The sequence below is a fragment of the Lentzea guizhouensis genome (assembly GCF_001701025.1).
Taxonomy (GTDB): domain Bacteria; phylum Actinomycetota; class Actinomycetes; order Mycobacteriales; family Pseudonocardiaceae; genus Lentzea; species Lentzea guizhouensis.
In genome coordinates this window covers 6,683,485-6,703,617 of the sequence record NZ_CP016793.1, presented here as the reverse complement: position 1 = coordinate 6,703,617, position 20,133 = coordinate 6,683,485, and the positions used below count along the sequence as shown (strand labels likewise).

At 71.4% G+C, this 20,133-nt stretch carries 18 protein-coding genes and 2 pseudogenes; 14 read left to right on the top strand and 6 right to left on the bottom strand.

From position 1 onward, the window contains the following. The first annotated feature begins 4 nt into the window (after positions 1–4). From BBK82_RS54695 to BBK82_RS32465, 5 genes are read left to right on the top strand one after another with little or no spacing between them, the layout of a single operon-like run. Positions 5–442, top strand: a complete 438-nt coding sequence (locus BBK82_RS54695; RefSeq protein WP_257785494.1) for an NAD-binding protein — start codon at positions 5–7, stop codon at positions 440–442. An 11-nt stretch (positions 443–453) separates the two neighbouring features. Beyond that, the gene (locus tag BBK82_RS32480) at positions 454–1,866 is read left to right on the top strand and encodes an NAD-dependent succinate-semialdehyde dehydrogenase (RefSeq protein ID WP_065918397.1); all 1,413 of its coding nucleotides are present in this window, start codon (positions 454–456) and stop codon (positions 1,864–1,866) included. Next, positions 1,866–2,633 (top strand): SDR family oxidoreductase, encoded by a 768-nt coding sequence (locus BBK82_RS32475; RefSeq protein WP_065921517.1) that lies wholly within the window; start codon positions 1,866–1,868, stop codon positions 2,631–2,633. The genes BBK82_RS32480 and BBK82_RS32475 overlap by 1 nt, the downstream gene beginning before the upstream one ends. Before the next feature lie 50 nt (positions 2,634–2,683). After that, a complete protein-coding gene (locus tag BBK82_RS32470; RefSeq protein WP_065918396.1) occupies positions 2,684–4,162 on the top strand; it encodes an FAD-binding oxidoreductase in 1,479 nt (492 codons plus the stop codon). Beyond that, positions 4,159–5,550 carry an FGGY-family carbohydrate kinase gene (locus tag BBK82_RS32465; RefSeq protein WP_065918395.1) on the top strand — a complete coding sequence of 464 codons (1,392 nt, stop codon included), beginning with the start codon at positions 4,159–4,161 and terminating at the stop codon, positions 5,548–5,550. The genes BBK82_RS32470 and BBK82_RS32465 overlap by 4 nt, the downstream gene beginning before the upstream one ends. An 8-nt stretch (positions 5,551–5,558) precedes the next feature. On the opposite strand, the gene BBK82_RS32460 is transcribed toward BBK82_RS32465, so the two are convergent. The 3 genes from BBK82_RS32460 to BBK82_RS32450 are packed head-to-tail and all read right to left on the bottom strand — an operon-like array spanning position 5,559 to position 8,508. After that, positions 5,559–6,383 (bottom strand): carbohydrate ABC transporter permease, encoded by an 825-nt coding sequence (locus BBK82_RS32460; protein ID WP_065918394.1) that lies wholly within the window; start codon positions 6,381–6,383, stop codon positions 5,559–5,561. After that, the gene (locus BBK82_RS32455) at positions 6,380–7,258 is read right to left on the bottom strand and encodes a carbohydrate ABC transporter permease (RefSeq protein WP_065918393.1); all 879 of its coding nucleotides are present in this window, start codon (positions 7,256–7,258) and stop codon (positions 6,380–6,382) included. The genes BBK82_RS32460 and BBK82_RS32455 overlap by 4 nt, the downstream gene beginning before the upstream one ends. Then, positions 7,255–8,508, bottom strand: coding sequence for an ABC transporter substrate-binding protein (locus tag BBK82_RS32450; protein WP_065918392.1), 1,254 nt, complete (start codon positions 8,506–8,508; stop codon positions 7,255–7,257). Before BBK82_RS32450 ends, BBK82_RS32455 begins: the two co-directional genes overlap by 4 nt. Positions 8,509–8,663: 155 nt before the next feature. On the opposite strand from BBK82_RS32450, the pseudogene BBK82_RS54690 reads away from it, so the two are divergent. The 9 genes and pseudogenes from BBK82_RS54690 to BBK82_RS32410 form a co-directional block, all read left to right on the top strand. Further along, a pseudogene (locus tag BBK82_RS54690) lies at positions 8,664–9,833 on the top strand (glycoside hydrolase family 3 protein); the annotation flags it as partial. 388 nt (positions 9,834–10,221) lie between these two features. After that, positions 10,222–11,028, top strand: coding sequence for a glycoside hydrolase family 3 protein (locus BBK82_RS54685; protein WP_071812718.1), 807 nt, complete (start codon positions 10,222–10,224; stop codon positions 11,026–11,028). After that, positions 10,994–11,614 carry a TetR/AcrR family transcriptional regulator gene (locus BBK82_RS32440; protein WP_065918390.1) on the top strand — a complete coding sequence of 207 codons (621 nt, stop codon included), beginning with the start codon at positions 10,994–10,996 and terminating at the stop codon, positions 11,612–11,614. The genes BBK82_RS54685 and BBK82_RS32440 overlap by 35 nt, the downstream gene beginning before the upstream one ends. A gap of 17 nt (positions 11,615–11,631) precedes the next feature. After that, entirely contained in the window at positions 11,632–11,922 is a 291-nt protein-coding gene (locus BBK82_RS32435) for a PASTA domain-containing protein (protein ID WP_065918389.1), read from the top strand. Positions 11,923–11,986: 64 nt separating this feature from the next. Then, positions 11,987–12,718: a YqjF family protein gene (locus BBK82_RS32430; protein WP_065918388.1), complete on the top strand. Its 732-nt coding sequence runs from the start codon at positions 11,987–11,989 to the stop codon at positions 12,716–12,718. 399 nt (positions 12,719–13,117) lie between these two features. Continuing rightward, entirely contained in the window at positions 13,118–15,799 is a 2,682-nt protein-coding gene (locus BBK82_RS32425; protein ID WP_170068001.1) for an AfsR/SARP family transcriptional regulator, read from the top strand. 123 nt (positions 15,800–15,922) lie between these two features. Continuing rightward, entirely contained in the window at positions 15,923–16,555 is a 633-nt protein-coding gene (locus BBK82_RS32420) for a lantibiotic dehydratase (protein WP_154697625.1), read from the top strand. Further along, the gene (locus BBK82_RS32415; protein ID WP_065918385.1) at positions 16,552–16,908 is read left to right on the top strand and encodes a hypothetical protein; all 357 of its coding nucleotides are present in this window, start codon (positions 16,552–16,554) and stop codon (positions 16,906–16,908) included. Before BBK82_RS32420 ends, BBK82_RS32415 begins: the two co-directional genes overlap by 4 nt. Next, positions 16,881–17,546 carry a hypothetical protein gene (locus tag BBK82_RS32410; RefSeq protein WP_065918384.1) on the top strand — a complete coding sequence of 222 codons (666 nt, stop codon included), beginning with the start codon at positions 16,881–16,883 and terminating at the stop codon, positions 17,544–17,546. Before BBK82_RS32415 ends, BBK82_RS32410 begins: the two co-directional genes overlap by 28 nt. Positions 17,547–17,577: 31 nt before the next feature. Here the strand turns inward: BBK82_RS32410 and BBK82_RS54680 are convergent, their stop codons facing one another. The 3 genes and pseudogenes from BBK82_RS54680 to BBK82_RS32400 form a co-directional block, all read right to left on the bottom strand. Beyond that, positions 17,578–18,306 (bottom strand): acyl-CoA dehydrogenase family protein, encoded by a 729-nt coding sequence (locus BBK82_RS54680; RefSeq protein ID WP_154697624.1) that lies wholly within the window; start codon positions 18,304–18,306, stop codon positions 17,578–17,580. Positions 18,307–18,338: 32 nt separating this feature from the next. Further along, a pseudogene (locus BBK82_RS56880) lies at positions 18,339–18,536 on the bottom strand (acyl-CoA dehydrogenase family protein); the annotation flags it as partial. 35 nt (positions 18,537–18,571) lie between these two features. Continuing rightward, a complete protein-coding gene (locus BBK82_RS32400) occupies positions 18,572–20,113 on the bottom strand; it encodes an aldehyde dehydrogenase family protein (RefSeq protein ID WP_065918383.1) in 1,542 nt (513 codons plus the stop codon). Positions 20,114–20,133 lie beyond the last annotated feature (20 nt).

Sequence of the window (20,133 nt, the reverse complement as noted above, 5' to 3'; positions counted from 1 at the left end):
CGCCATGGGGGAAGAGGAGCGCATCCTGCACGTCGGCGGGCACGGCGCGGGCTACACGGTGAAGCTGATGCTGAACCAGCTGTGGTTCTCGCACCTGGTCGCCACGGCCGAGGTGCTGGCGATCGGCGTCAAGGCGGGTGTGGACCTGGGTGTGCTGCGCAACGCTCTCGTCAACAGCCCCGCCCAGAGCAACTTCGTCGAGCGAGACGTCTTGTCCATCTTGGACCACGGTGACTACGACGAGGGTTTCGCGATCGCGCTGGCCTGCAAGGACCTCGGTCTGGCGACCGACCTCGCGGCGTCGGTCGGGGTCCCGGCCGAGCTGTCCGCGCTGGTCGAGCAGATCTTCCGGCGCGCCCGCGCCTCGTACGGCGACCGCGCCGGCGAGATGACCCCGGTGAAGCTCTACGAGGACCTCATCGGGGTCGACCTGAGGCTGTGAGGGGACACGCCATGTTCACCAAGTTGTACATCGACGGCAAGTGGGCCGATTCCAGTGACGGCCGCACGTTCGACGTGCTGGACCCGGCCACGGAGGAGGTCCTGGCGACCGTCGCCGAGGCCACGCCCCAGGACGGGGTGCGTGCCCTGGACGCTGCCGTCGCCGCCCAGGCCTCCTGGGGCAAGACCGCGCCACGGGCCAGGGCCGAGATCCTGCGCAAGGCGTTCGAGCTGGTGGCTGAGCGGACCGAGGAGTTCGCTCAGCTCATCACCTCGGAGATGGGCAAGCCGCTGGCCGAGTCGCGGGCCGAGGTCGCCTACGGCGCCGAGTTCCTGCGGTGGTTCTCCGAGGAGGCACCACGCGTCTCCGGCCGGTTCACCACCGCGCCGGACGGGAAGAACCGCCTGGTCACGGTCAAGCGGCCGGTCGGGCCGTGCCTGTTCGTGACGCCGTGGAACTTCCCGCTGGCCATGGCCACCCGCAAGATCGCCCCGGCGATCGCGGCCGGGTGCACGATGGTGCTGAAGCCCGCCGAGCTCACCCCGTTGACGGCGTTGCTGTTCGCGGAGGTGCTGACCGAGGCCGGACTGCCGGCCGGCGTGCTGAACGTGGTCACGACGACCGATCCCGGTGCGGTCACCGGTCCGCTGCTGCGCGACCCGCGGCTGCGCAAGCTCTCGTTCACCGGCTCGACCGCGGTGGGCAAGAAGCTCATCGCGCAGTCGGCCGACCAGGTGCTGCGGGTGTCGATGGAACTCGGCGGCAACGCGCCTTTCCTGGTCTTCGAGGACGCGGACCTCGACGCCGCTGCCGACGGCGCCGTGCTGGCCAAGCTGCGCAACGGCGGTGAGGCGTGCGTGGCGGCCAACAGGTTCCTGGTGCACGCCTCCGTCGCGGAGGAGTTCACCCGGAAGCTGGCCGCTCGGATGCGGGACTACCCGCTCGGCCCGCTGGTCGACGCCAAGACCAGGGCCAAGGTCAGCGAGCTGGTCGAGGACGCGGTGGAGGGCGGTGCGCGCGTGGTCCTCGGCGGGAAGGCACTGGAGGGCAAGGGGTTCTTCTACGACGCGACCGTGCTCACCGACATCCCGGTCGGCGCCCGGCTGCTGAGCGAGGAGATCTTCGGGCCGGTCGCGCCGGTCGTCACCTTCGAGTCGGAAGAGGACGCCGTGCGGCTCGCCAACGCCACCGAGTACGGCCTGGTGTGCTTCGCGTACACCCGTGATCTCCACCGCGGGCTGCGGCTCGCGGAGACGCTGGAGACCGGGATGCTCGGCCTCAACACCGGGATCGTGTCGAACCCGGCCGCGCCGTTCGGTGGCGTCAAGCACTCCGGCATCGGCCGCGAGGGTGGTGCCGAGGGCATCGAGGAGTACCTCGAGACCACCTACGTCGCGGTCTCCGATCCCTTCGGGAGCGTGTGATGGACTTCGGGCTGGACTTCTTCTCGCTCAAGGGCAAGAACGCGATCGTCACCGGCGGCAACACCGGGCTGGGCCAGGCGTTCGCGCTCGGCCTGGCCGCCGCGGGTGCCGACGTGTTCGTGCCCAGCCTGGTGTCCGACGACGGCGAGACCCAGCGGCTGGTCGAGGCGCACGGTCAGCGGTTCGCCGGCCTGACCGCGGACATCACCGCACCGGGAGCGTGCGCGACCGTGGTCGACACGTGTGCGCGGGAGCTCGGGTCCGTCGACATCGTGGTGAACTCGGCCGGGATCAGCCTGCTCGACGACGTGGAGTCGTTCGACCGCTCCAAGTGGGACCCGATGATCGCGGTCAACCTCACGGCGGCGTTCGAGCTGGCCCACGAGGCGACCAGGTACATGATCCCGCAGCGGTCCGGGAAGATCATCAACATCGCGTCGCTGTTCTCGTTCCTCGGCGGCCGCCAGTCCCCCGCCTACGCCGCGACCAAGCACGGCATCGCCGGGTTCACCAAGGCCTACTGCGACGAGCTGGCCGAGCACAACATCCAGGTCAACGCGCTGGCGCCGGGCTACTTCGCCACGAAGATCACCGAGGCGACCCGGTCGGACCCCGCGACCAACCAGCGGGTGGTCGACCACATCCCGGCCGGGCGCTGGGGCGACCCGAGCGACCTGATGGGCGCACTGGTGTTCCTGGCCTGCCGCGCCTCCGACTACGTCAACGGCCACACGCTGGTCGTCGACGGCGGCTACCTCGTCCGCTGACCTCCGCCGACCCCGCTGCCTCCGCCGACCTCTCGCCTGAAAGCAGAGCCATGTTCCCCGCACCGCCGCCCTCCGTCCCCTCCGCCTCCGACCTGAGCCGCGCCGAGATCGTCGCCGGGCTGGTCTCGTTGCTGGGTGCCGACAAGGTCTCCACCGACGAGCACGAGCTGCGCGACGCGAGCGTCGACCGGTTCCGCAAGTACACCTCGGTGCACGGCATCTTCACCGGCCCGATCCCGGCGGCGATCGTCACGCCGGGCTCGACCGAGGAGGTGTCGAAGGTGCTGGCGTTCGCGCACGAGCACCGGGTCAATGTCGTGCCGCGCACCGGCAGGACCGCCACCGAGGGCGGGCTGGAGACGCTGGTGGCGGACACGGTCGTCCTGGACGGGTCCACCATGGACGCCGTCATGAAGATCGATCCGGTCAACATGATGGTGACCGCGCAGTGCGGTGTCCCGTTGCAACGCCTGGAGGACCTGCTGCGCGAGCAGGGGCTCACGACCGGGCACTCGCCGCAGTCCAAGCCGCTCGCGCAGATGGGCGGGCTGGTGGCGACCCGCTCGATCGGCCAGTTCTCGACGCTCTACGGCGGGATCGAGGACATGGTCGTGGGGCTGGAGGCGGTGTTCCCGGACGGCACGGTGACCCGGATCAAGAACGTGCCCCGGCGCGCGGCCGGACCGGACATCCGGCACGTGGTGATCGGCAACGAGGGCGCGCTGTGCGTGATCACCGAGGTCACCGTGAAGCTGTTCAAGTTCCAGCCGGAGCACAACCGCTACTTCGGGTTCCTGGTCGACGAGTTCGGGGACGCGGTCGAGCGGCTGCGGACGTTGATCACCGACGGGTACCGGCCGTCGGTGTGCCGGGTCTACTCCCCCGAGGACGCGAACCAGCACTTCAGCCACTTCTCGCAGGACAAGAACGTGGTCGTGCTCGTCGCCGAGGGCCCGGACGGCATCGCGCGGGCCACGGCGGAGGCGATCGAGAAGACGTTCGCGGGCACCGAAGCCGTCGACCCGAAGCTGATCGTCGAGTGGCTCGACAACCTCAACTGGGGCCAGGACAAGATCGACGCCGAGAAGCGGGCGATGCTGGAGACCCGGCACCTCGGCTACACCACCGAGGTGTCGGTCGACTGGTCGCAGGTCACCCCGCTGTACGAGGCGGTCATCGGCCGGATCCGCGCGGAGTTCCCGCGCGCTGCCGACCTCACGATGCTGGGCGCGCACTCGTCGCACAGCTACCAGACCGGCACGAACCTCTACTTCGTCTACGACTACCGCATCTCCTGCGAGCCCGAAGAGGAGATCACCGAGTACCACATCCCGCTCAACGCGATCATCGTCGAGGAGTCGTTGCGGCTGGGCGGTTCCATGGTGCACCACCACGGCATCGGCAAGTACCGCACGCCTTGGACGCGCGAGGAGCACGGCAGCGCCTACCACCTGCTGCAAGTGCTCAAGCGCGGCTTCGACCCGCACGGGATCATGAACGCGGGCACGATCTTCCCGGTCGAGCCGTGAGCTACCTGGTCGCGATCGACAACGGCTCGCAGAGCACGAAGGTCTCGATCGTCGACGAGCTCGGCCGCGTGCACGCCTCGGCCCAGCGCCCGCTGCGGCCGTCGGTGTACCCGCGGCCCGGCCAGGTCGTGCACCCCGACGACGACGTGTGGGACTCGATCGTCGCGGCCTGCGCGGAGGCGTTGCAGCGGTTCACCGGCGCGCCGGGCGAGATCGCGGGCGTCGGGCTGTGCACGATCCGGTTCTGCCGCAGCCTGCTCGACGCGGACGGCATGCTCGCGGAACCGATGCTGAGCTGGATGGACGAGCGGCTGGCTCGTGCGCAGGAGCCGGCTGCCGGGGTCCGGTACGTCACGACGTCGTCGGGGTACGTGACGTACCGGCTCACCGGCGAGCTGCGCGACACCGCGGGGAACTACCAGGGGGTGTGGCCGGTCGACCAGGCGTCGTGGCGCTGGTCGGCCGACCCGCAGTCCTATGTGGACTCCGGAATGACCCGGTCGCAGCTGTTCGAGCTGGTCGACCCCGGCGCGTTGCTCGGCCGCGTGACCGCCTCGGCGGCAGCCGCCACGGGCCTGCCCGCCGGGTTGCCGGTGTATGCGACGTCCAACGACAAGGCCGTGGAGGCGCTGGGCAGCGGGCTGAGCAACCCGTCCGAGCTGCTGGTGTCGCTGGGGACCTACATCGCGTCGATGACGGTCGGCGAGCAGCACGCGGTGGACCCGGAGGGCCGGTTCTGGTCGAACTTCGGGTCCGTGCCCGGCCGGTACCTGTACGAGAGCGACGGCATCCGGCGCGGGATGTGGACGGTGAGCTGGTACCGCCAGCTGCTCGACACCGACCTCGACGAGCTGTCCGCCGGTGCCGCCTCGGTCGCGCCGGGATGTGGCGGGCTGATGACCGTGCTGGACTGGCTCGCGCCGACGGACCACCCGTACCGGCGGGGCGCGTTGCTCGGGTTCGACGGCACGCAGGGCCGCGACCACATCTACCGGTCCGTGCTGGAGGGCATCGCCATGACGATGCACCGCCACTCCGGCGCGATGGCCGAGGCGCTGGGCCGCGACTTCACCGAGGTCGTGATCTCCGGCGGTGGCTCGCGGTCCGACCTGATGATGCAGATCTTCGCCGACGTGTTCGCCACTCCGGTGCGGCGCACCAGGATGAGCGACGCGGCCGGGCTGGGCGCGGCGATCTGCGCCGCGGTCGGCAGCGGCGTGCACCCGGACTGGGACACGGCGGTGAAGGAGATGGTGACCACCGCGGACGTGTTCACGCCGGATCCTGCCGGTGTGTCGGCTTATGCGGCGCTTCTGCCTGCCTACGCGGAGATCACATCGTTCACCGATCCGTTGTTCGCGTCCTTGAACTCGATGCGTCACGGCTGAATGCATGCTCATCGGAGCCCGGTCTGGGCGATGCCCTTGACGATGTGCCGCTGGGTGAGCAGGAAGACGATGATCACCGGCAGCATGCTGACCACGGACATCGCCAGGATGTAGTTGAACGGCACGACCTCCTCGCTGTTGAACTGCGCGAGCGCGACGGGCAGCGTGTACAGGTCCTGCGACTGGGCGATCACCAGCGGCCACAGGAAGTCGTTCCACCGCCAGATCACCGAGAAGATCGTCACCACGGCGAGCGCGGGCCGGCACAGCGGCAGGATCAACCGCCAGAAGATCCGGAGCTCCCCGGCCCCGTCGATCCGCGCCGCCTCGACCAGCTCGTCCGGGATCGTCAGCATGTACTGGCGCAGCAGGAACACGCCGGTCGGCGTCGCGGCCGGTGGGATGATCATGCCGAGCAGCGAGTTCGTCATCCCGAGCTGGGAGGCGACCTGCTGCAACGGGATCAGGATGATCTGCAACGGGATCATGATCGTGCCGAGCGTGACCAGGAACAGCAGGTCACGGCCGCGGAAGTTGTACTTCGCCAGCGCGTAGGCGGCCATCGCGTTGATCGCCAGCGTCAGCACCGTCGCCGACACCGTGACGACGAGGCTGTTGCGCAGGTAGACGGTGAAGTCGAAGCGGGACAGCGCCTCGGTGTAGTTCTCGACCGCGAACGACTGCGGGAACAGCGTCGGCGGGCGCGCGGCGAGCTCGGTGCGGTCCTTGAACGACGACAGCGCGGTCCACACGACCGGGGCGAGGAACAGCAGTGTCAGCGCGATCAGACCGGCGTAGGTGAGGACCTTGCCGGTACTCGGCGCGCGCCTCACACCGCCTCCCTGCGCCGCGCGTACAGGAAGTTCAGCATGGTCAGCGCGAAGATCGTCACGAACAGCACGACCGACCCGGCCGCCGCGAGGCCGTAGCGGATCGGCGAGCGGAACGCGTGCTCGTAGATGTACTGGACCATCAGGGTGGTCGCGCCGAGCGGGCCACCGCCGGTCAGCGTGTAGATGAAGTCGAACGCCTGGAACCCGGCGATCAGACCCAGGACGACCACCACGAGTGTGGTGGGCCGCAGCAACGGCCAGGTGACGAACCGGAAGCGCTGCCAAGCGGTTGCGCCGTCCAGCCGCGCGGCCTCGTAGTACGAGCCGTCGATGCCCTGCAGGCCGGCCATCGTGATCAGCGTGTAGAACCCGACGTGCGTCCACACGCCGACGAACACCGCGACGCCCAGCGCGAGCTTCCCGTCGATCAGCCACGGGATGTCGGCGCCCAGCACCGAGTTCAGCGCGCCCGCCCGTCGCTCCAGGATCCAGCTCCACAGCAGGCCGACCACGACCGGTGACAGCAGCACGGGCAGGAAGAACACCGCGCGGAAGAACGCCCTGCCCCGGATCCGCTGGTTGAGCAGCAACGCCAGCCCGATCGCGCCCGCCGTGCACAGCACCACGAAGGCGAACACGAACACCGCCGTCGCCCGCGCGGCCGTCCAGAACTCGGCGTCGCTGAACAGGTTGCCGTAGTTGTCCGTGCCGACCGGGCGGAACGTGCGGCCGTTGTTGCTGTCGTACGCGCTCACCACGAACCCGTTCAGCGCCGGGTAGATGATGAACACGCCGAAGATCAGCATGTTCGGGGCGATGAACAGGTAGGGCGCGAGTCGCTGGTTCCAGGGCTTGACGGTCCGGCGCCTGCTCACTTGAGGTTCTTCTCGGCCGCCGCCCGGATGTTCGTCACGGCCTGCTCCGGGCTCTGCTGCCCGGCGATCACCGACGCGAGCTCCTTCACCACGGCCGTCGCGGTCGGCGAGAAGCCGGGGCTGTAGACGCTCGCGAACGCAGCCTTGTCGGTGCGCCTGACGTCGGCGAGGAACACCGCCATGTCGTCAGCGCGCTGCGGGTAGGCGATGCCCTCGGAGATCAGGTCCTTGCGGGTGGGCAGGAACTGGGCCTCCTTCGCGTACTTCTCCTGCGCCGCCCGGGAGTTCATGAACGCGACGAACCGCGCGGCCAGCTCCGGGTTCGCGCTCTGCTTGGTCGCGGCCGTGAACTTGCCGCCCGGATACCCGCCGCACCGCTCGGCGCACGGGTTCGGGATCGCCGCCCAGGAGAACTTCGCGGCCTTCACGAACTGGCTGACCTGCCAGTTGCCGCTGAGGTACACCGGCGCGTCCCCGGCCAGGAAGATGTCGTTGGCGCCTCTGTACTTGGTGCCGGACTCCAGCCAGAAGTCCTTCGACATCGCACCCTGCTGGTGCAGCTCGGCGAACTTCCCGACGGCGGTGGCGGCCTTCGCGGCGTCGAGGCCGACCTCGCCGTCGGTGCCGAAGATGTTCGTGCCGTGCTGGTTGAGCATGCCGGAGAACCGGTGACCCGACTTGTCGTGGGCGATGGCGAACGGGGTGCCGTTGGCCTGCTGGACCTTGCTGGCGTTGGCGACCAGCTCGTCCCACGTCCACGGCGCGTCCGGCTTCGGCGGTGCCACCCCGGCCTTGGCGAACTGGTCGAGGTTGACGAACGGGCCGTTCATGGTGAGGTCGCTCGGCACCGCGAGCAGCTCGCCACCGGGCCCGCTGACGTAGTCGCGGGCCTCGTCCATGAACTGGCCGCCGATGTCCTGGCCGTTCGCCTTCAGGTCGAGCAACGCGTCACGGAAGCCGGTCAGGGTGTCGGTGCGGAACACGTCCGGTGCGTTGCCGCTCGCGATGCGGCCCTGGACCTGCTGGCTCAGCTCGGAGAACGGCACGATCTGCAGCTCGACGGTCGCGCCCGCCTCCTTCTCGAAGCCGGCGATGAGCGCTCTGGTGACCTGCTCGTCCGGGCCGTCGGTGAAGTAGAGGTAGGTGAGGTGGTCCGGCGCCGAGGAGTTCGTGGCGCCGTCGTCGGTCCCAGGGGCGCAGGCGGCCAGCAGCAGCGCCGCGCCCACGATCGTCTTCCGGCCAAAGCGCATCGGTGAGCTCCACTCGCCGGCGAACGGAAAGCGTTTACCCACTTCGCACCCTAGCGCGCCGGACCTTCACCGCCGGATCACCTCTGGGTAACCAACCGATAACAGCCAGGTGTACGGACCGACCACTCGGTCGGTGGCTCTGGTGTGCTCGGGGGATGGACATCGAGAAGGCGGTCGCGAGCCTGGACCTGGAGCGGAAGGTCCGGCTGCTGACCGGGTCGGCGTTGTTCGCGCTCCACCCGGAACCGGCGATCGGGCTGGCGGCGCTGAAGGTGTCCGACGGGCCGACCGGCGTGCGCGGGGCCGAGCTGCGCGGCGGGACGATCGCCGCGCTGCTGCCCAACGCCACGCTGCTGGCCCAGCACTGGGACCTGGAGCTGGCCCGCGAGGTCGGCTCGCTGCTCGCCGACGAGGCCGCCGCCCAGCAGGTGCACGTGGTGCTCGGCCCGACGATCAACCTGCACCGCACGCCGCTCGGCGGCCGGTTGTTCGAGGCCTACAGCGAGGACCCGCTGCTGACGGGTGCGCTCGCGACCGCCTACGTGCGGGGGCTGCAGGCCAAGGGGATCGCGGCGACGCCGAAGCACTTCGTGGCCAACGAGTCCGAGACCGAACGGCGTACGGCCAGCTCGGTGGTGGACGAGAAGACCTTGCGCGAGGTCTACCTGCTGCCGTTCGAGATGGTGGTCGCCGACGCCCAGCCGTGGGCGGTCATGGCCGCCTACAACAAGGTGAACGGTGTCGCCGCCACTGATCACGCCGAGCTGGTCGAGGGCGTGCTGAAGGGCGAGTGGGGGTTCGACGGGCTGCTGATGTCCGACTGGTTCGCCACCAAGTCGACCGCGGAGAGCGCGAACGGTGGCCTCGACCTCGTCATGCCCGGTCCCGGTGGGCCGTGGGACGACCAGCTGGTCGCGGCGGTGCGGGCGGGTGAGGTCACCGAGGCGACCGTCGACGAGCACGTGCGCAGGCTGCTCCGGCTGGCGCAGCGGGTCGGCGCGTTCGGCGAGCGGGAGTGGCCGTCCGCGCCGGCGCCGGACAGCCAGGAGCGCCGGGAGCAGCTGCGCCGGTTCGCGGCCCGTGGGATGACCGTGCTGACGAACTCCGGTGTGCTGCCGCTGGACGCGCCGAAGGTCGCGTTGATCGGCCGGCACGCCGTCGACACCGTGGCGCAGGGCGGTGGTTCGGCCGGGCTGCGGCCACCGCACGTCGTGAGCATCGCCGACGGTCTGCGGTCCCGGCTCGGCGACCGCGTGTCCGTTGTGGACGGTGTGGAGGTCCGGACGCGGTACGCCGCACCGGCTCCCGGCGTGCTGCGCGACATCCGGGCCACGACCTACGACGCGGCGGGCGAGGTGCTGGCGTCGCAGGACGTGGAGATCGCCGAGCTCGCCGCGTACGGCGGGTGGGCGCAGGGTGCGGCGGCGATCGAGATCTCCGGCGAGGTCGTGCTGACCGAACCGGCCCGCCTGCTGGTCGGCGTGCGCGGGTTCGGCGCGTGGACGGTCGACGTCGCCGGTGAGCGGCACGAGCAACGGCTGGCCTGGGCGGACGGCATCGTCGAGGAGGCGCTGCTGAAGCCGCCCGCGTGGACCGCGGAGGCCGACCTCTCCCCCGGCGACCGGATCACCGCGACCGTGCGCGAGGCCGCCGCGCTGGTCGGCCTGATCACCCAGCCGGTCCCCGCCCACCGCCGACGCGATCGGTGCCGCGGTGCGGGCCGCACGCGAGGCCGACGTCGCGGTCGTGGTCGTCGGGCTCACCGAGGAACAGGAGACCGAGGGGTTCGACAAGACCACGCTGGCGCTGCCCGGCGAGCAGGACGCGCTGGTGGCGGCAGTCGCGGCGGCCAAGCGGACCGTGGTCGTGGTGAACGCGGCGACGCCGGTGCTGATGCCGTGGCTCGCGCAGGTCGACGCGGTGCTGTGGGCGGGGCTGCCCGGTCAGGAGGCCGGTGACGCGGTCGCGGCGGCGTTGCTGGGTGAGATCGAACCGGCCGGGCGCCTGGTGACGACGTTCCCGCGCTCGGACGCGGACGCGGTGACGCCGGTGCCCACCGACGGCGAACTGGCCTACACCGAGGGAACGGCGATCGGCTACCGCGGCGCGACCGACCCGCTGTTCTGGTTCGGCCACGGCCTCGGGTACACGCGGTGGGAGTACCACGACATCGACCTGTCCTCCGAGGACGGTGTGATCGAGACCGTGTCGGTCCGGCTCTCGAACACCGGCGACCGGGACGGGCGCGAGGTCGTGCAGGTCTACCTGCGTCCCGAACAGGAACCGGTCCGGTTGATCGGCTGGGCGGTCGCGGACGTCGCCGCCGGTGGTGCGGCGCGGGTCGAGGTCCGGTGCTCGGCACGGGTGCAGCGGGTCTGGTCGGCCGGCTGGCAGCCGCTGACCGGCGACGTGCTGGTGGCGCGCGGGCTCGGTGACGTCCGGATCGTCCATGTGCGCAGGCCGGCGAACGTGAGCGAGGTGAGTCGTGTCGTTCCCACCCGTGTACCGCAGCAGGACTGAGGAGTCCGGCGAGGAGTCCAGGGCCAAGGCGGTGGCGGTCGCGACCGAGCTGTTCGCGCTCGGCGGGTACAAGGGCACCTCGGTCGCCCGGGTGGCCGCGAAGACCGGGCTCTCGCAGTCCGGGCTGTTGCACCACTTCCCCAGCAAGGCCGCGCTGCTGGCCGCCGTGCTGGAGGAACGCGACCGGCAGGACGGCGACTTCCTGACCGGCTCGGCCCGGCCGTTGCTGGGCTGGGCGGCGTTCGACGGCCTGCAGGCCCTGGTGGCGCGCAACTCGACCCGGCCGCACCTGGTCGGGTTGTTCGTGCGGCTGGCGGCCGAGGCGATCGAGCCCGCCCACCCGGCGCACGGGTGGGTGCAGGCGCACTACGCGGGCACACGGCGGTGGCTCACGGACGCCGTCGAGCACGGCAAGGCGCACGGCGAGTTCGTCGCGGACGCTCCTGTCGGCACGATCGTGCGGACGACGATCGCGGTGATGGACGGGTTGCAGCAGCAGTGGTTGCTGCAACCGGAGGAAGTGTCGATGGTGGCGGAGTTCGAAGCCTTTGTTGCCACCCTGCGCGCGCGTTGGGCGCTACTCTGACCCACGGGTGAAGTTATGTGCGAGAACATCGGACGGTAGTCGTCCCCGACTTCCGCGGCCGCCAGGCGCTCGACGCGTGGCTGCGAGGTCACAACGCAGGTCTGCTGTTGCAGGGCACCGACCCGGACAGCCATCCCCTCCTCAACGGTGTCGTTGTGGCGCAACGGCCTGGGCCCGGCACCCTGATGAGGCGCTGGGACAGCGTGACCGTGTGGGTGGACGGTGGTGGCGACGGCAGCGGTGTGCGCGAACCGCGTCGCCCGCGGCCCCTGCACCGCGAGGCGGGTGGTGAGAAGCCGGTCCACTGACGTTCTCCGTCACTCCCCCGGCCGGGCCCGGTCAGCGGTACGTTTGGGTCCGGGGGGAGGAACCATGGTCGAGCCGATCACTCCGCTGACGCCGCGCCCCGTGCGGTTCGCGTCGGTCGGTCAGTGGTGGCGCGAGGTGACGTTCGTGCACTGGGCGGTCGCGCCGGAGGTCGTCGCGCCGTTCCTGCCCGCCGGCACCCGGCCGGACGTCCTGGCCGGCGTGACCTACGTCGGGCTGGTGCCGTTCCGCATGCACCCGATCGGCGGGCAGGTCGGGCCGCGGTTGCCGTACGTCGGCACGTTCTGCGAGACCAACGTCCGGGTGTACTCGGTGGACGGTGAGGGCCGCCGCGGGGTGGTGTTCCTGTCGCTCGACGCGAGCCGGCTGGTTCCGGTGCTGGGCGCGCGGTACAGCGCGCGGTTGCCCTACAAGTGGGCACGGATGCGGATGGCCCGCGACGGTGACGTCGTCAGCTACACGTCGGACCGGATCTGGCCGGGACCGCGCGACGCGACGAGCAAGGTCGTCGTGAGGGTCGGAGCGCCGAAGCAGCCGACCGAGCTGGACCGGTTCCTGACCGCGCGGTGGGGGCTGCACGTGCGTTGGCACGGCAGAACGCTCTACCTGCCCAACGACCACCCGGAGTGGGAGCTGCGGGACGCGGAGCTGCTCGACGTGGACGCGCGGGTGGTGGCCGCGGAAGGGCTGGGGGCCCCGACCGGGCCACCGGCCAGCGTGCTCCACTCGCCCGGTGTGCCGGTGCGGTTTGGCGTGCCTGTGGCGGTGGGCAGGTAGAGCCTGTGTCGAAGTCCCGTTCGATGAAGGTCGAGCCTGAGGTGGTTCCTGGCGGTGCGGCCGAACAGGCCGCATACCGGTGTTGTACGTGGGCTGTTCGGCCGTGCCCCCAGGGGCCGCCTCAGGCCCGGCTATCGCGGACAGGGACTTCGACACAGGCCCAAGTTGGCCGGCGTGTGCGGTGACTTTCACACGCCGGCCGGGTTCTTGGGGGAACCGGACCCGGCAGCTGCGCCGACCCCCAGATCCGGGTGGATCCGGCGGCGCAGTTGCCTGATCTGAGAACAACGGTGCCAGGTGCCGTGCACAGATTTCGCCCAGACGGCGCACAGATCGTGACCAGGCAGAACGCGACGATGACCGGACATGGTTCGTGATCATGGAGGAGGACGGTTCAGGGTGGAGTTCCTGGTGCTCGGCTCACTGGCGGTGCGTCGTGACCAGACGCCGCTGGAGCTGGGCGGGCCACGCCAGCGCGCGGTGCTGACGATGTTGCTGCTGCACGCGAACGAGGCCGTGAGCGTGGCGCAGCTGACCGAGGCGGTCTGGGACTCGCCGCCGGTGTCGCCCGAGTCGAACCTGCGCACGTACGTGGCCGGGTTGCGGCGCGCGGTGGGCGACCGGCTGGTGACCAGACCCGGCCACGGCTACCAGCTGGTGGTGCGGCCGGGTGAGCTGGACCTCGACGCGTTCGACCGGCTGGTGCGCCAGGGCGAGAAGGCGCTGGCGGACAACGACACCGAGGCGGCGGCCGAGCTCTTCGCCCTGGCGCTCGGGAAGTGGCACGGCACGCCGTCGGACGTTACCGCCGGGCCGTTGCTGCGCGCGGAGTTCACGCGGTTGCAGGAACGCAGGCTCGCCGCCGTCGAGAAGTTCGCCAAGGCGGCCATCGACCTCGGCCGGTTCGACGACGCGATCGACCGGCTGCGGCGCGAGTCGGCGCAGCACCCGTTGCGCGAGGAGCTGTGGGCGTTGCTGATGGTCGCGCTCGACCGGTCCGGCCGCCGCGGTGAGGCGCTCGAGACCTATGCCGCGGCGCGCAGGCACGTGGTCGAGCAGCTCGGCGTCGAACCGGGGGCGCGGCTGCGGCAGCTGCACCAGGTGGTGCTGGAGAGCCGGGTGCCCTCGCCCGCGGCTCTGAGCGCGCACCGCCAGCTGCCCATGGACATCGCCGAGTTCACCGGCCGCGAGTCGGAGCTGCGCCGGTTGTGCGAGCCGGGCCCGCAGTCGACGGTGGTGATCTCGGCGATCGAGGGCATGGCGGGCGTCGGCAAGACCAAGCTCGCCGTCCGCGCCGCGCACCGGCTGGTCGCGCGGTTCCCGGACGTGCAGCTGTGGGCGGACCTGCACGGCTTCGACGCCGACGAGCTGCCCGCCGACCCGGCCGCGGTGCTGGAGAGCTTCCTGCGCCTGCTCGGGGTGCCGGGCGCGCAGATCCCGGAGTCGCTGGCCGAGCGCGCCGCGCTCTACCGCGACCGGCTCGCCGGCAAGCGGGCGTTGGTGCTGCTGGACAACGCGGCGGGTGAGGACCAGGTCCGGCCGCTGCTGCCGGGCAGCTCGACGTGCCTGGTGCTGATCACCAGCCGGCGCAGCCTGCTCGGGCTCGACGGGGTGAAGTCGGTCTTCCTCGACGTGTTCACGCCGGGGGAGGCGGTCGCGCTGCTGGCGCGGATCGCCGGTGCCGACCGGGTGAACGCCGACCGCGAGGCCGCTGTCCGGGTCGCGGAACTGTGCGGCCACCTGCCGATCGCCGTGGCGCTGGCCGCGAAACGGCTCGCGCGCCGTCCACAGTGGACCGTTTCGGACCTCGTGGGACAGCTGGAGAGAGGCGGTCTCGGTGCACGGGGCGTGTTCGACCTCTCATACCAGGCGTTGCCCGACCACCAGAGGCGTCTGTTTCGGCTCCTAGGCCTGCACCCCGGTGAGGACGTCACCGCGGAGTCCGCCGCCGCCCTCGCGGGGCTCACCGCGTACGAGGCGGAGGACCTGCTGGAGACGTTGCTCGACGAACACCTGCTGCAGCAACACACTCCTGGCCGGTACGTGCTGCACGACCTGCTGCGCGCGTACGCGGCCGAGCAGGTCATGGCCGCCGAGCCGCCTCCCGCGCGCGCCACCGCGTTGCGCCGGGTGCTCGACTGGTACGTGCACACGTCGTGGAACTCCGCCGTGCGGCTCAACCCGCAGCGCAAGCTGGAGATCGACACCGCGGACCCGGCCGTGCACCCGCTCGCGGTCGCCGACCACGACGCCGCCCTGCTGTGGTGCGACACCGAACGCGCCAACCTGGTGGCCGCCGTGCGCGACGCCGCCGAACACGGTCTGGCGCAACACTGCTGGCAGCTCGCGCAGTGCCTGTGGGACTTCTTCAACCTGCGCAAGCACTGGTCGGACTGGATCGACACGCACGGCGTCGCCCTCGCCGCCGCGCGCGCGGCCGGCGACCGCACCGCGGAGGGCAGGATGCTGATCACCCTCGGCATCGCCCTGCGCGAGGTCCGCCGGCACGACGAGGCGATCGAGTGCTGCCACCAGGCGCTGGCGATCTTCCGCGCGATCGGCGACCGGACCAGGCAGGAGCCGGTGCTCAACAACCTCGGCATCGCCTACATGGCCACCGGCCGCCTCGACGAGGCGCTCGCGTGCTACGAGCAGTCCGCCGAGATTGCCCGCGACCTCGGCCACCAGCACACCGAGGCCGTGCTGCTCAACAACATCGCCCTGCTGCACGCCGACGCCGGCCGGTTCGACGAGGCGCTGCCCCGGTACCTGCGGGCGCTGGAGATCCGCCAGGAGGTGCGGGACCCGTACAGCGAGGCGATCCTGCTCAACAACATCGGCGAGGTCTACCGGGGGCTGCTCGACTTCCCGCAGGCCGTGGCGCACGTGGACCGCGCGCTGGAGACGTTCCGGCGCATCGGCGACCTGTACGGGCAGGCGGAGTCGCTCGACAACCTGGGGCTGGCGCTGGACGGGCTGGGCGACCGGCGCGGTGCGGAGAAGTGCTGGCTGGAGTCGGTGACGCTGTTCGAGGAGCTGGGCGAGCCCAAGGCGGACGAGGTGCGCGCCCGGCTGGGGTGACCGCCTCGATCGGGGCTCCAGGGCACGTCCACCGCGTTCTTCGATCCTTCGCGAACGGCTTGGCGTTCTCGCGAAGGGACAACCCATGAAGGACCTCTCGCCCGTCCGCCCGGCGCCGGCCGCATGACCGGTCCGCTGCGGGCGGAACCAGCGCCCTACGCACTCGTGCGCCTCAGCCGCCCCGATGCTGCCGCGGCACCGGCGGTGGGCTGGGCCACCTGGTCCCCGACGCGCCGCCCCGGTGGACGCGCCGGCGTCCGTCTCGCGGGTGAACCAGCTGCTGTGAGCCGCCTGGTCGCCGCGGTGCTCGCCGGCTCGCTCTTCGACCACCCGCACCGCCTCGCCGCCGACGTCCACGAGGTCGACGGCCGCCTGCGGTTCCGCCGCGACGTGCCGGGCTGCGCGGGCGTCGAGGAGGACGTCGAGCTGGCCACGAGCCCGGCGCTGCGGTTCCTCGTCGGCCTCACCGCCGCCAACCCCAAGGGGATCAGCCCGGCCGAGCTCGCCAGCGTGCTCGCCACCCGGTTGCCCGACGAGGAGTCCGAGCGCGCGCACTCGTCCGTGGCGTTGCTGCTCAACATCAGGCTGCTGGTCCCGGTGTTGCCGGTGCACCCGCAGCACCCCGCTCCGTGCCTCGCGCTCGCCGGATGGCTGCGCGACACCGGCCGCGGGCACCTCGCGGACCGGCTGCTGGCGATCCACCGCGACACCGCGGCGTTCGCGGACCTGCCGCGGCGTCCCGGCCGGCCGCGATGACGAGCCTGTCGGCGGCCTGGCGGGAGCTGGGTGAGCTGACCGGGGCCGAGCTCGACGGCGTCCCGCCGGTGCACGAGGTGTCCCTGCTGCCGCAACCGGTCCGCCTCGGCCGGGCACACGGGTACGACGGCGTGCGGTCACTCGCGGACCTGACGCCGTTGCTCATGCTCTTCGACCGGGGCCTCGCGGTGCGCCGCGACCTGCGGGACCGGTTCGTCGTGGAGTTCGGCCACGGCGGTGCCGCCGCCTCGCCGCCTGCGCACCCCTGCTGCGCGAGTCGCTCGCGGGCACGCCGTCCGGCGGCCTCGGCGCCAGCCGTGCCCAGGTGGCCGACCTGGTGGCCGGCGGCGTGATCACCGACGAGGCCGTCTCGGCCGCAACCGACCTGCTGCCCGCGTGGACGAAGGCCCGTCCGCTGTCGTACTCGTTCGTCACCAGGCCCACGCCGGACGGCCTGGTGGTCGACGACGTGCAGGCCGGCTTCGGCCGGGCCGCCGCCCCGTACCTGGACATGCTGCCGCCAGAGGCGCATGCCACCGTCCGGACCACTTTGGACGGTGCGTTCCCGCGCGGCTTCACCGAGTACCGCCCGGTCAAGGGGCGGACCGAGGACCTGCACCCGCTGCTCGGCCGGTCCGAGGCCGGCGAGGACCCGCGCTGGGCCGACCACACCCCGGACGCGTTGGAGGTCTTCCACGACCAGGAGCACGACGAGCTCCGCCTGCGCCGCGCGGGTACGGTGGTCGACGTCCTGCACCTCGGGCAGCTGACCCCGGACGCGCTGCCGGACCGCGTCGCCGTCCTGCACGCCGACCTCTTCTGCGGCGCGGTGGACCTGGACCCGTTGCGCCCGGCCGACGGCGTGCTGCGCTACCGGGACGTCGTGCTGCGCCTGGGCCGCGGCGCCCCGGTATCGGTGGAAGTTCCGTCCAGCCAGGTGGTCGAGGTGGTCGTGGAGACCTACCTGCGTCCTCAGGCGATCCGCAGGTAACGGCCGAACCTGGGAAAGCGGCGGTGACGGCTCACGGCCGCGCGTGCACCTCCACCGATTCCAGCAACGTGTCGACCGTCGGTTCGATCGCCGCGGCCGCCCGCGCGTCCCGGAACCGGCGTTCCAGACCGAGGTCGCGCCGGAAAGCCGCGTCACCGCACACCTTCATCGCCAGGTCGGTCACCGCCACGGCCGCTTCCGACGCCGCCACCGCCAGCAACCGCACTCGGTGCGCGGACCGGTCCGGCTGCCACGTCACGGCGGAGATGGCGTCGTGGTAGAGCACCCGCACCGAGTCGGTGCGCAGCCGCATCCGCGCCAGATCGGCCTTGGTGCGCGGGTCGGTGCCGCCGAGGTGGCGCAGCGCCGCCCCGAGTGCTCCCTCCATCAGGCCGAGCGACACCGCGCCGCCCAGCACGAGGAACCACGGGTGCGCGATCTCCTCCGGCCCCAGCTCGTTCGACGCCGGCACCCGCACCGGATCGGCCTGCACAGAGGCGGCGACCGTGCCGCGCAGACCCATCCCGGCGTGGTCGGCGGGGACCAGCAGGCCCGGCGCGTTCGCGGGCACCAGCCACAGCGCCGAGCCCACCGACCAGACATAGCTGTCAGCTTCGCCTGCCGCGACCACCCAGTTCTTGCGCGCCCGCAGCTGCACGACGTCGCCCTGCACGGACGTGCTGCCCGACGGCCCGAACGCCGCCAGCGTCGACAGGTGCCGCCCGGCCGCGATCTCGCGCGCAACCGGTGCGGGCCGCACCGGTCGACCACGGCCGCGGCCGAGTAGTGCGAACGCAGCACCGCGGCCGTTGCGCCACAGGCACGTGCGACGTGCTCGACCACCCGGCCGGCCGAGCGGAGGTCCTGCCCGCCACCGCCGGCGGCACGCGAGATCGTCATGCCCAGGATCCCGCGCGACCCGAAGGCGTTCAGGGCCGCGCGCGGGAACCGGGCGTTCTGGTCGACGTCGGCCGCGTTCGGCTCGACCACGTTCTGCACGATGCGGAGCAGGTCCGCCCGGTAGGTCACGTCGGCGGGTAGAGCGAGTAGGACGGGAAGTTGCCGTAGGGGCGTTCTCCCGGTGGCCCTTCGGTCACGGCGTGCACCAGCAACGAACCTCCTACGAACGCTCCGCGCCAGGACGCACCCCGGCCACCGAACACCTCGTCGCGGTCACCCCGCGAGCGCGGCTTGTTGATGCCCACCTTGAACGCCTGGACGTCCGCGCTCAGCCGGCGGGCCGTCGCCTCGTCGTCACAGGCCAGCGACGCGACCAGGGCACCGTTGGAAGCGTTCATCGCGGCCAGCAGCTCGGCCTCGGTGTCCACCAGGACGATCGTGTCGACCGGCCCGAACGGTTCCGCGTGGTGCAGCACCGACGACCGCGGCGGGTCGAGGATCGCGACCGGCGCCAGGTACGCGGCGGTCTGCTGCCCCGGCAGGAACCGGCCGGAGTCGACCGAGCCCTGGTAGATCGGCACACCACCGGCCTTGATCGCCTCGTCCACGACGTCGGCGAGCTCCTTGGCCTTCGCGTCGTTGATCAACGGCCCGAAGTCCAGCTCGGGCAGCGCGTCGTCCGGCGAGGCGACGGCGAGCGGGTGCCCGAACCTGACCTCCTTCACCGCGGGCAGGTACACGTCGAGGAACTTCGAGAACAGCGACCGTTGCACGACATAGCGCGGATAGGCGGTGCAGCGCTGCTTGCCGTAGTCGAACGCCTTGCGGATCTGCGGGCCGAGCACGTCCCAGGAGTCGAACTCCCAGACGCCCCAGCAGTTCAGGCCCTCCTGCTCCAGCACGTGCCTGCGCTGCGAGTCGACCAGCCGCGCGGCGATCGCGCCGCCGACGTCGCGGCCGCCCACGAACGACACGCAGCCCAGGAACGACGACCCGACCAGCACCGGCGCCAGTTCCGACCCGCTGCCGCTGACCAGCGTCAACGGCAGCCCGGACCGCACCGCCAGCGCCGTGGCGAGCGTCAGGCAGCTCACCCCGCCGTCGGTCGGCGCCTTGGCGATGACCGCGTTGCCCGCCAGCGCCTGCACCAGCATCGCGTGCATCAGCACGCTCATCGGGTAGTTCCACGACGCGATGTTGCTGACCGGCCCGGACAACGGCGCCCGCCCGGCCAGCATCGCGTCGATCTCTTCGACGTACCACCGCACGCCCTCGATGCAGCGGTCCACGTCGGCCGTCGCGAGCCGCCACGGCTTGCCGATCTCCCACACCAGCAGCAGCGACAGCAGGTCGCGGTGCTCCTGCAACCGGTCCAGCGCCTCGGTGACTCGCGCCTTGCGGTCCGCCAGCGGCACCTGGCCCCACTCGATGTGCTGGTCCACCGCGGCCACCACCGCGCGGCCGGCGACCTCGAAGTCGAGGAACGGCGGACCGGCGGTGGTGGAGCCGTCGACCGGGGTCGTGGCGGGCACCGGCTCGCCGGACCGGCTCCACCTCCCGCCGAAGTGGTTGAGCAGCCGGTCGTCGTGGAAGGCTTCCGGTGCGATCTCGACGCATCGCGCGTAGAGGTCGTTCCACGAGGTGCCTGGTTTCAGGATCAACGACATCGGTGCGCCCTCCGGTGTCC

Excerpts from the sequence above, each read along its gene's own strand:
- BBK82_RS32420 (WP_154697625.1), top strand. The coding sequence starts at position 15,923 with ATGACCGGTCCGCTGCGGGCGGAACCAGCGCCCTACGCACTCGTGCGC.
- BBK82_RS32430 (WP_065918388.1), top strand. The coding sequence starts at position 11,987 with ATGGTCGAGCCGATCACTCCGCTGACGCCGCGCCCCGTGCGGTTCGCG.
- BBK82_RS54695 (WP_257785494.1), top strand. The coding sequence starts at position 5 with ATGGGGGAAGAGGAGCGCATCCTGCACGTCGGCGGGCACGGCGCGGGC.
- BBK82_RS32475 (WP_065921517.1), top strand. The coding sequence starts at position 1,866 with ATGGACTTCGGGCTGGACTTCTTCTCGCTCAAGGGCAAGAACGCGATC.
- BBK82_RS32400 (WP_065918383.1), bottom strand. The coding sequence starts at position 20,113 with ATGTCGTTGATCCTGAAACCAGGCACCTCGTGGAACGACCTCTACGCG.
- BBK82_RS32470 (WP_065918396.1), top strand. The coding sequence starts at position 2,684 with ATGTTCCCCGCACCGCCGCCCTCCGTCCCCTCCGCCTCCGACCTGAGC.
- BBK82_RS32480 (WP_065918397.1), top strand. The coding sequence starts at position 454 with ATGTTCACCAAGTTGTACATCGACGGCAAGTGGGCCGATTCCAGTGAC.
- BBK82_RS32450 (WP_065918392.1), bottom strand. The coding sequence starts at position 8,508 with ATGCGCTTTGGCCGGAAGACGATCGTGGGCGCGGCGCTGCTGCTGGCC.
- BBK82_RS32415 (WP_065918385.1), top strand. The coding sequence starts at position 16,552 with ATGACGAGCCTGTCGGCGGCCTGGCGGGAGCTGGGTGAGCTGACCGGG.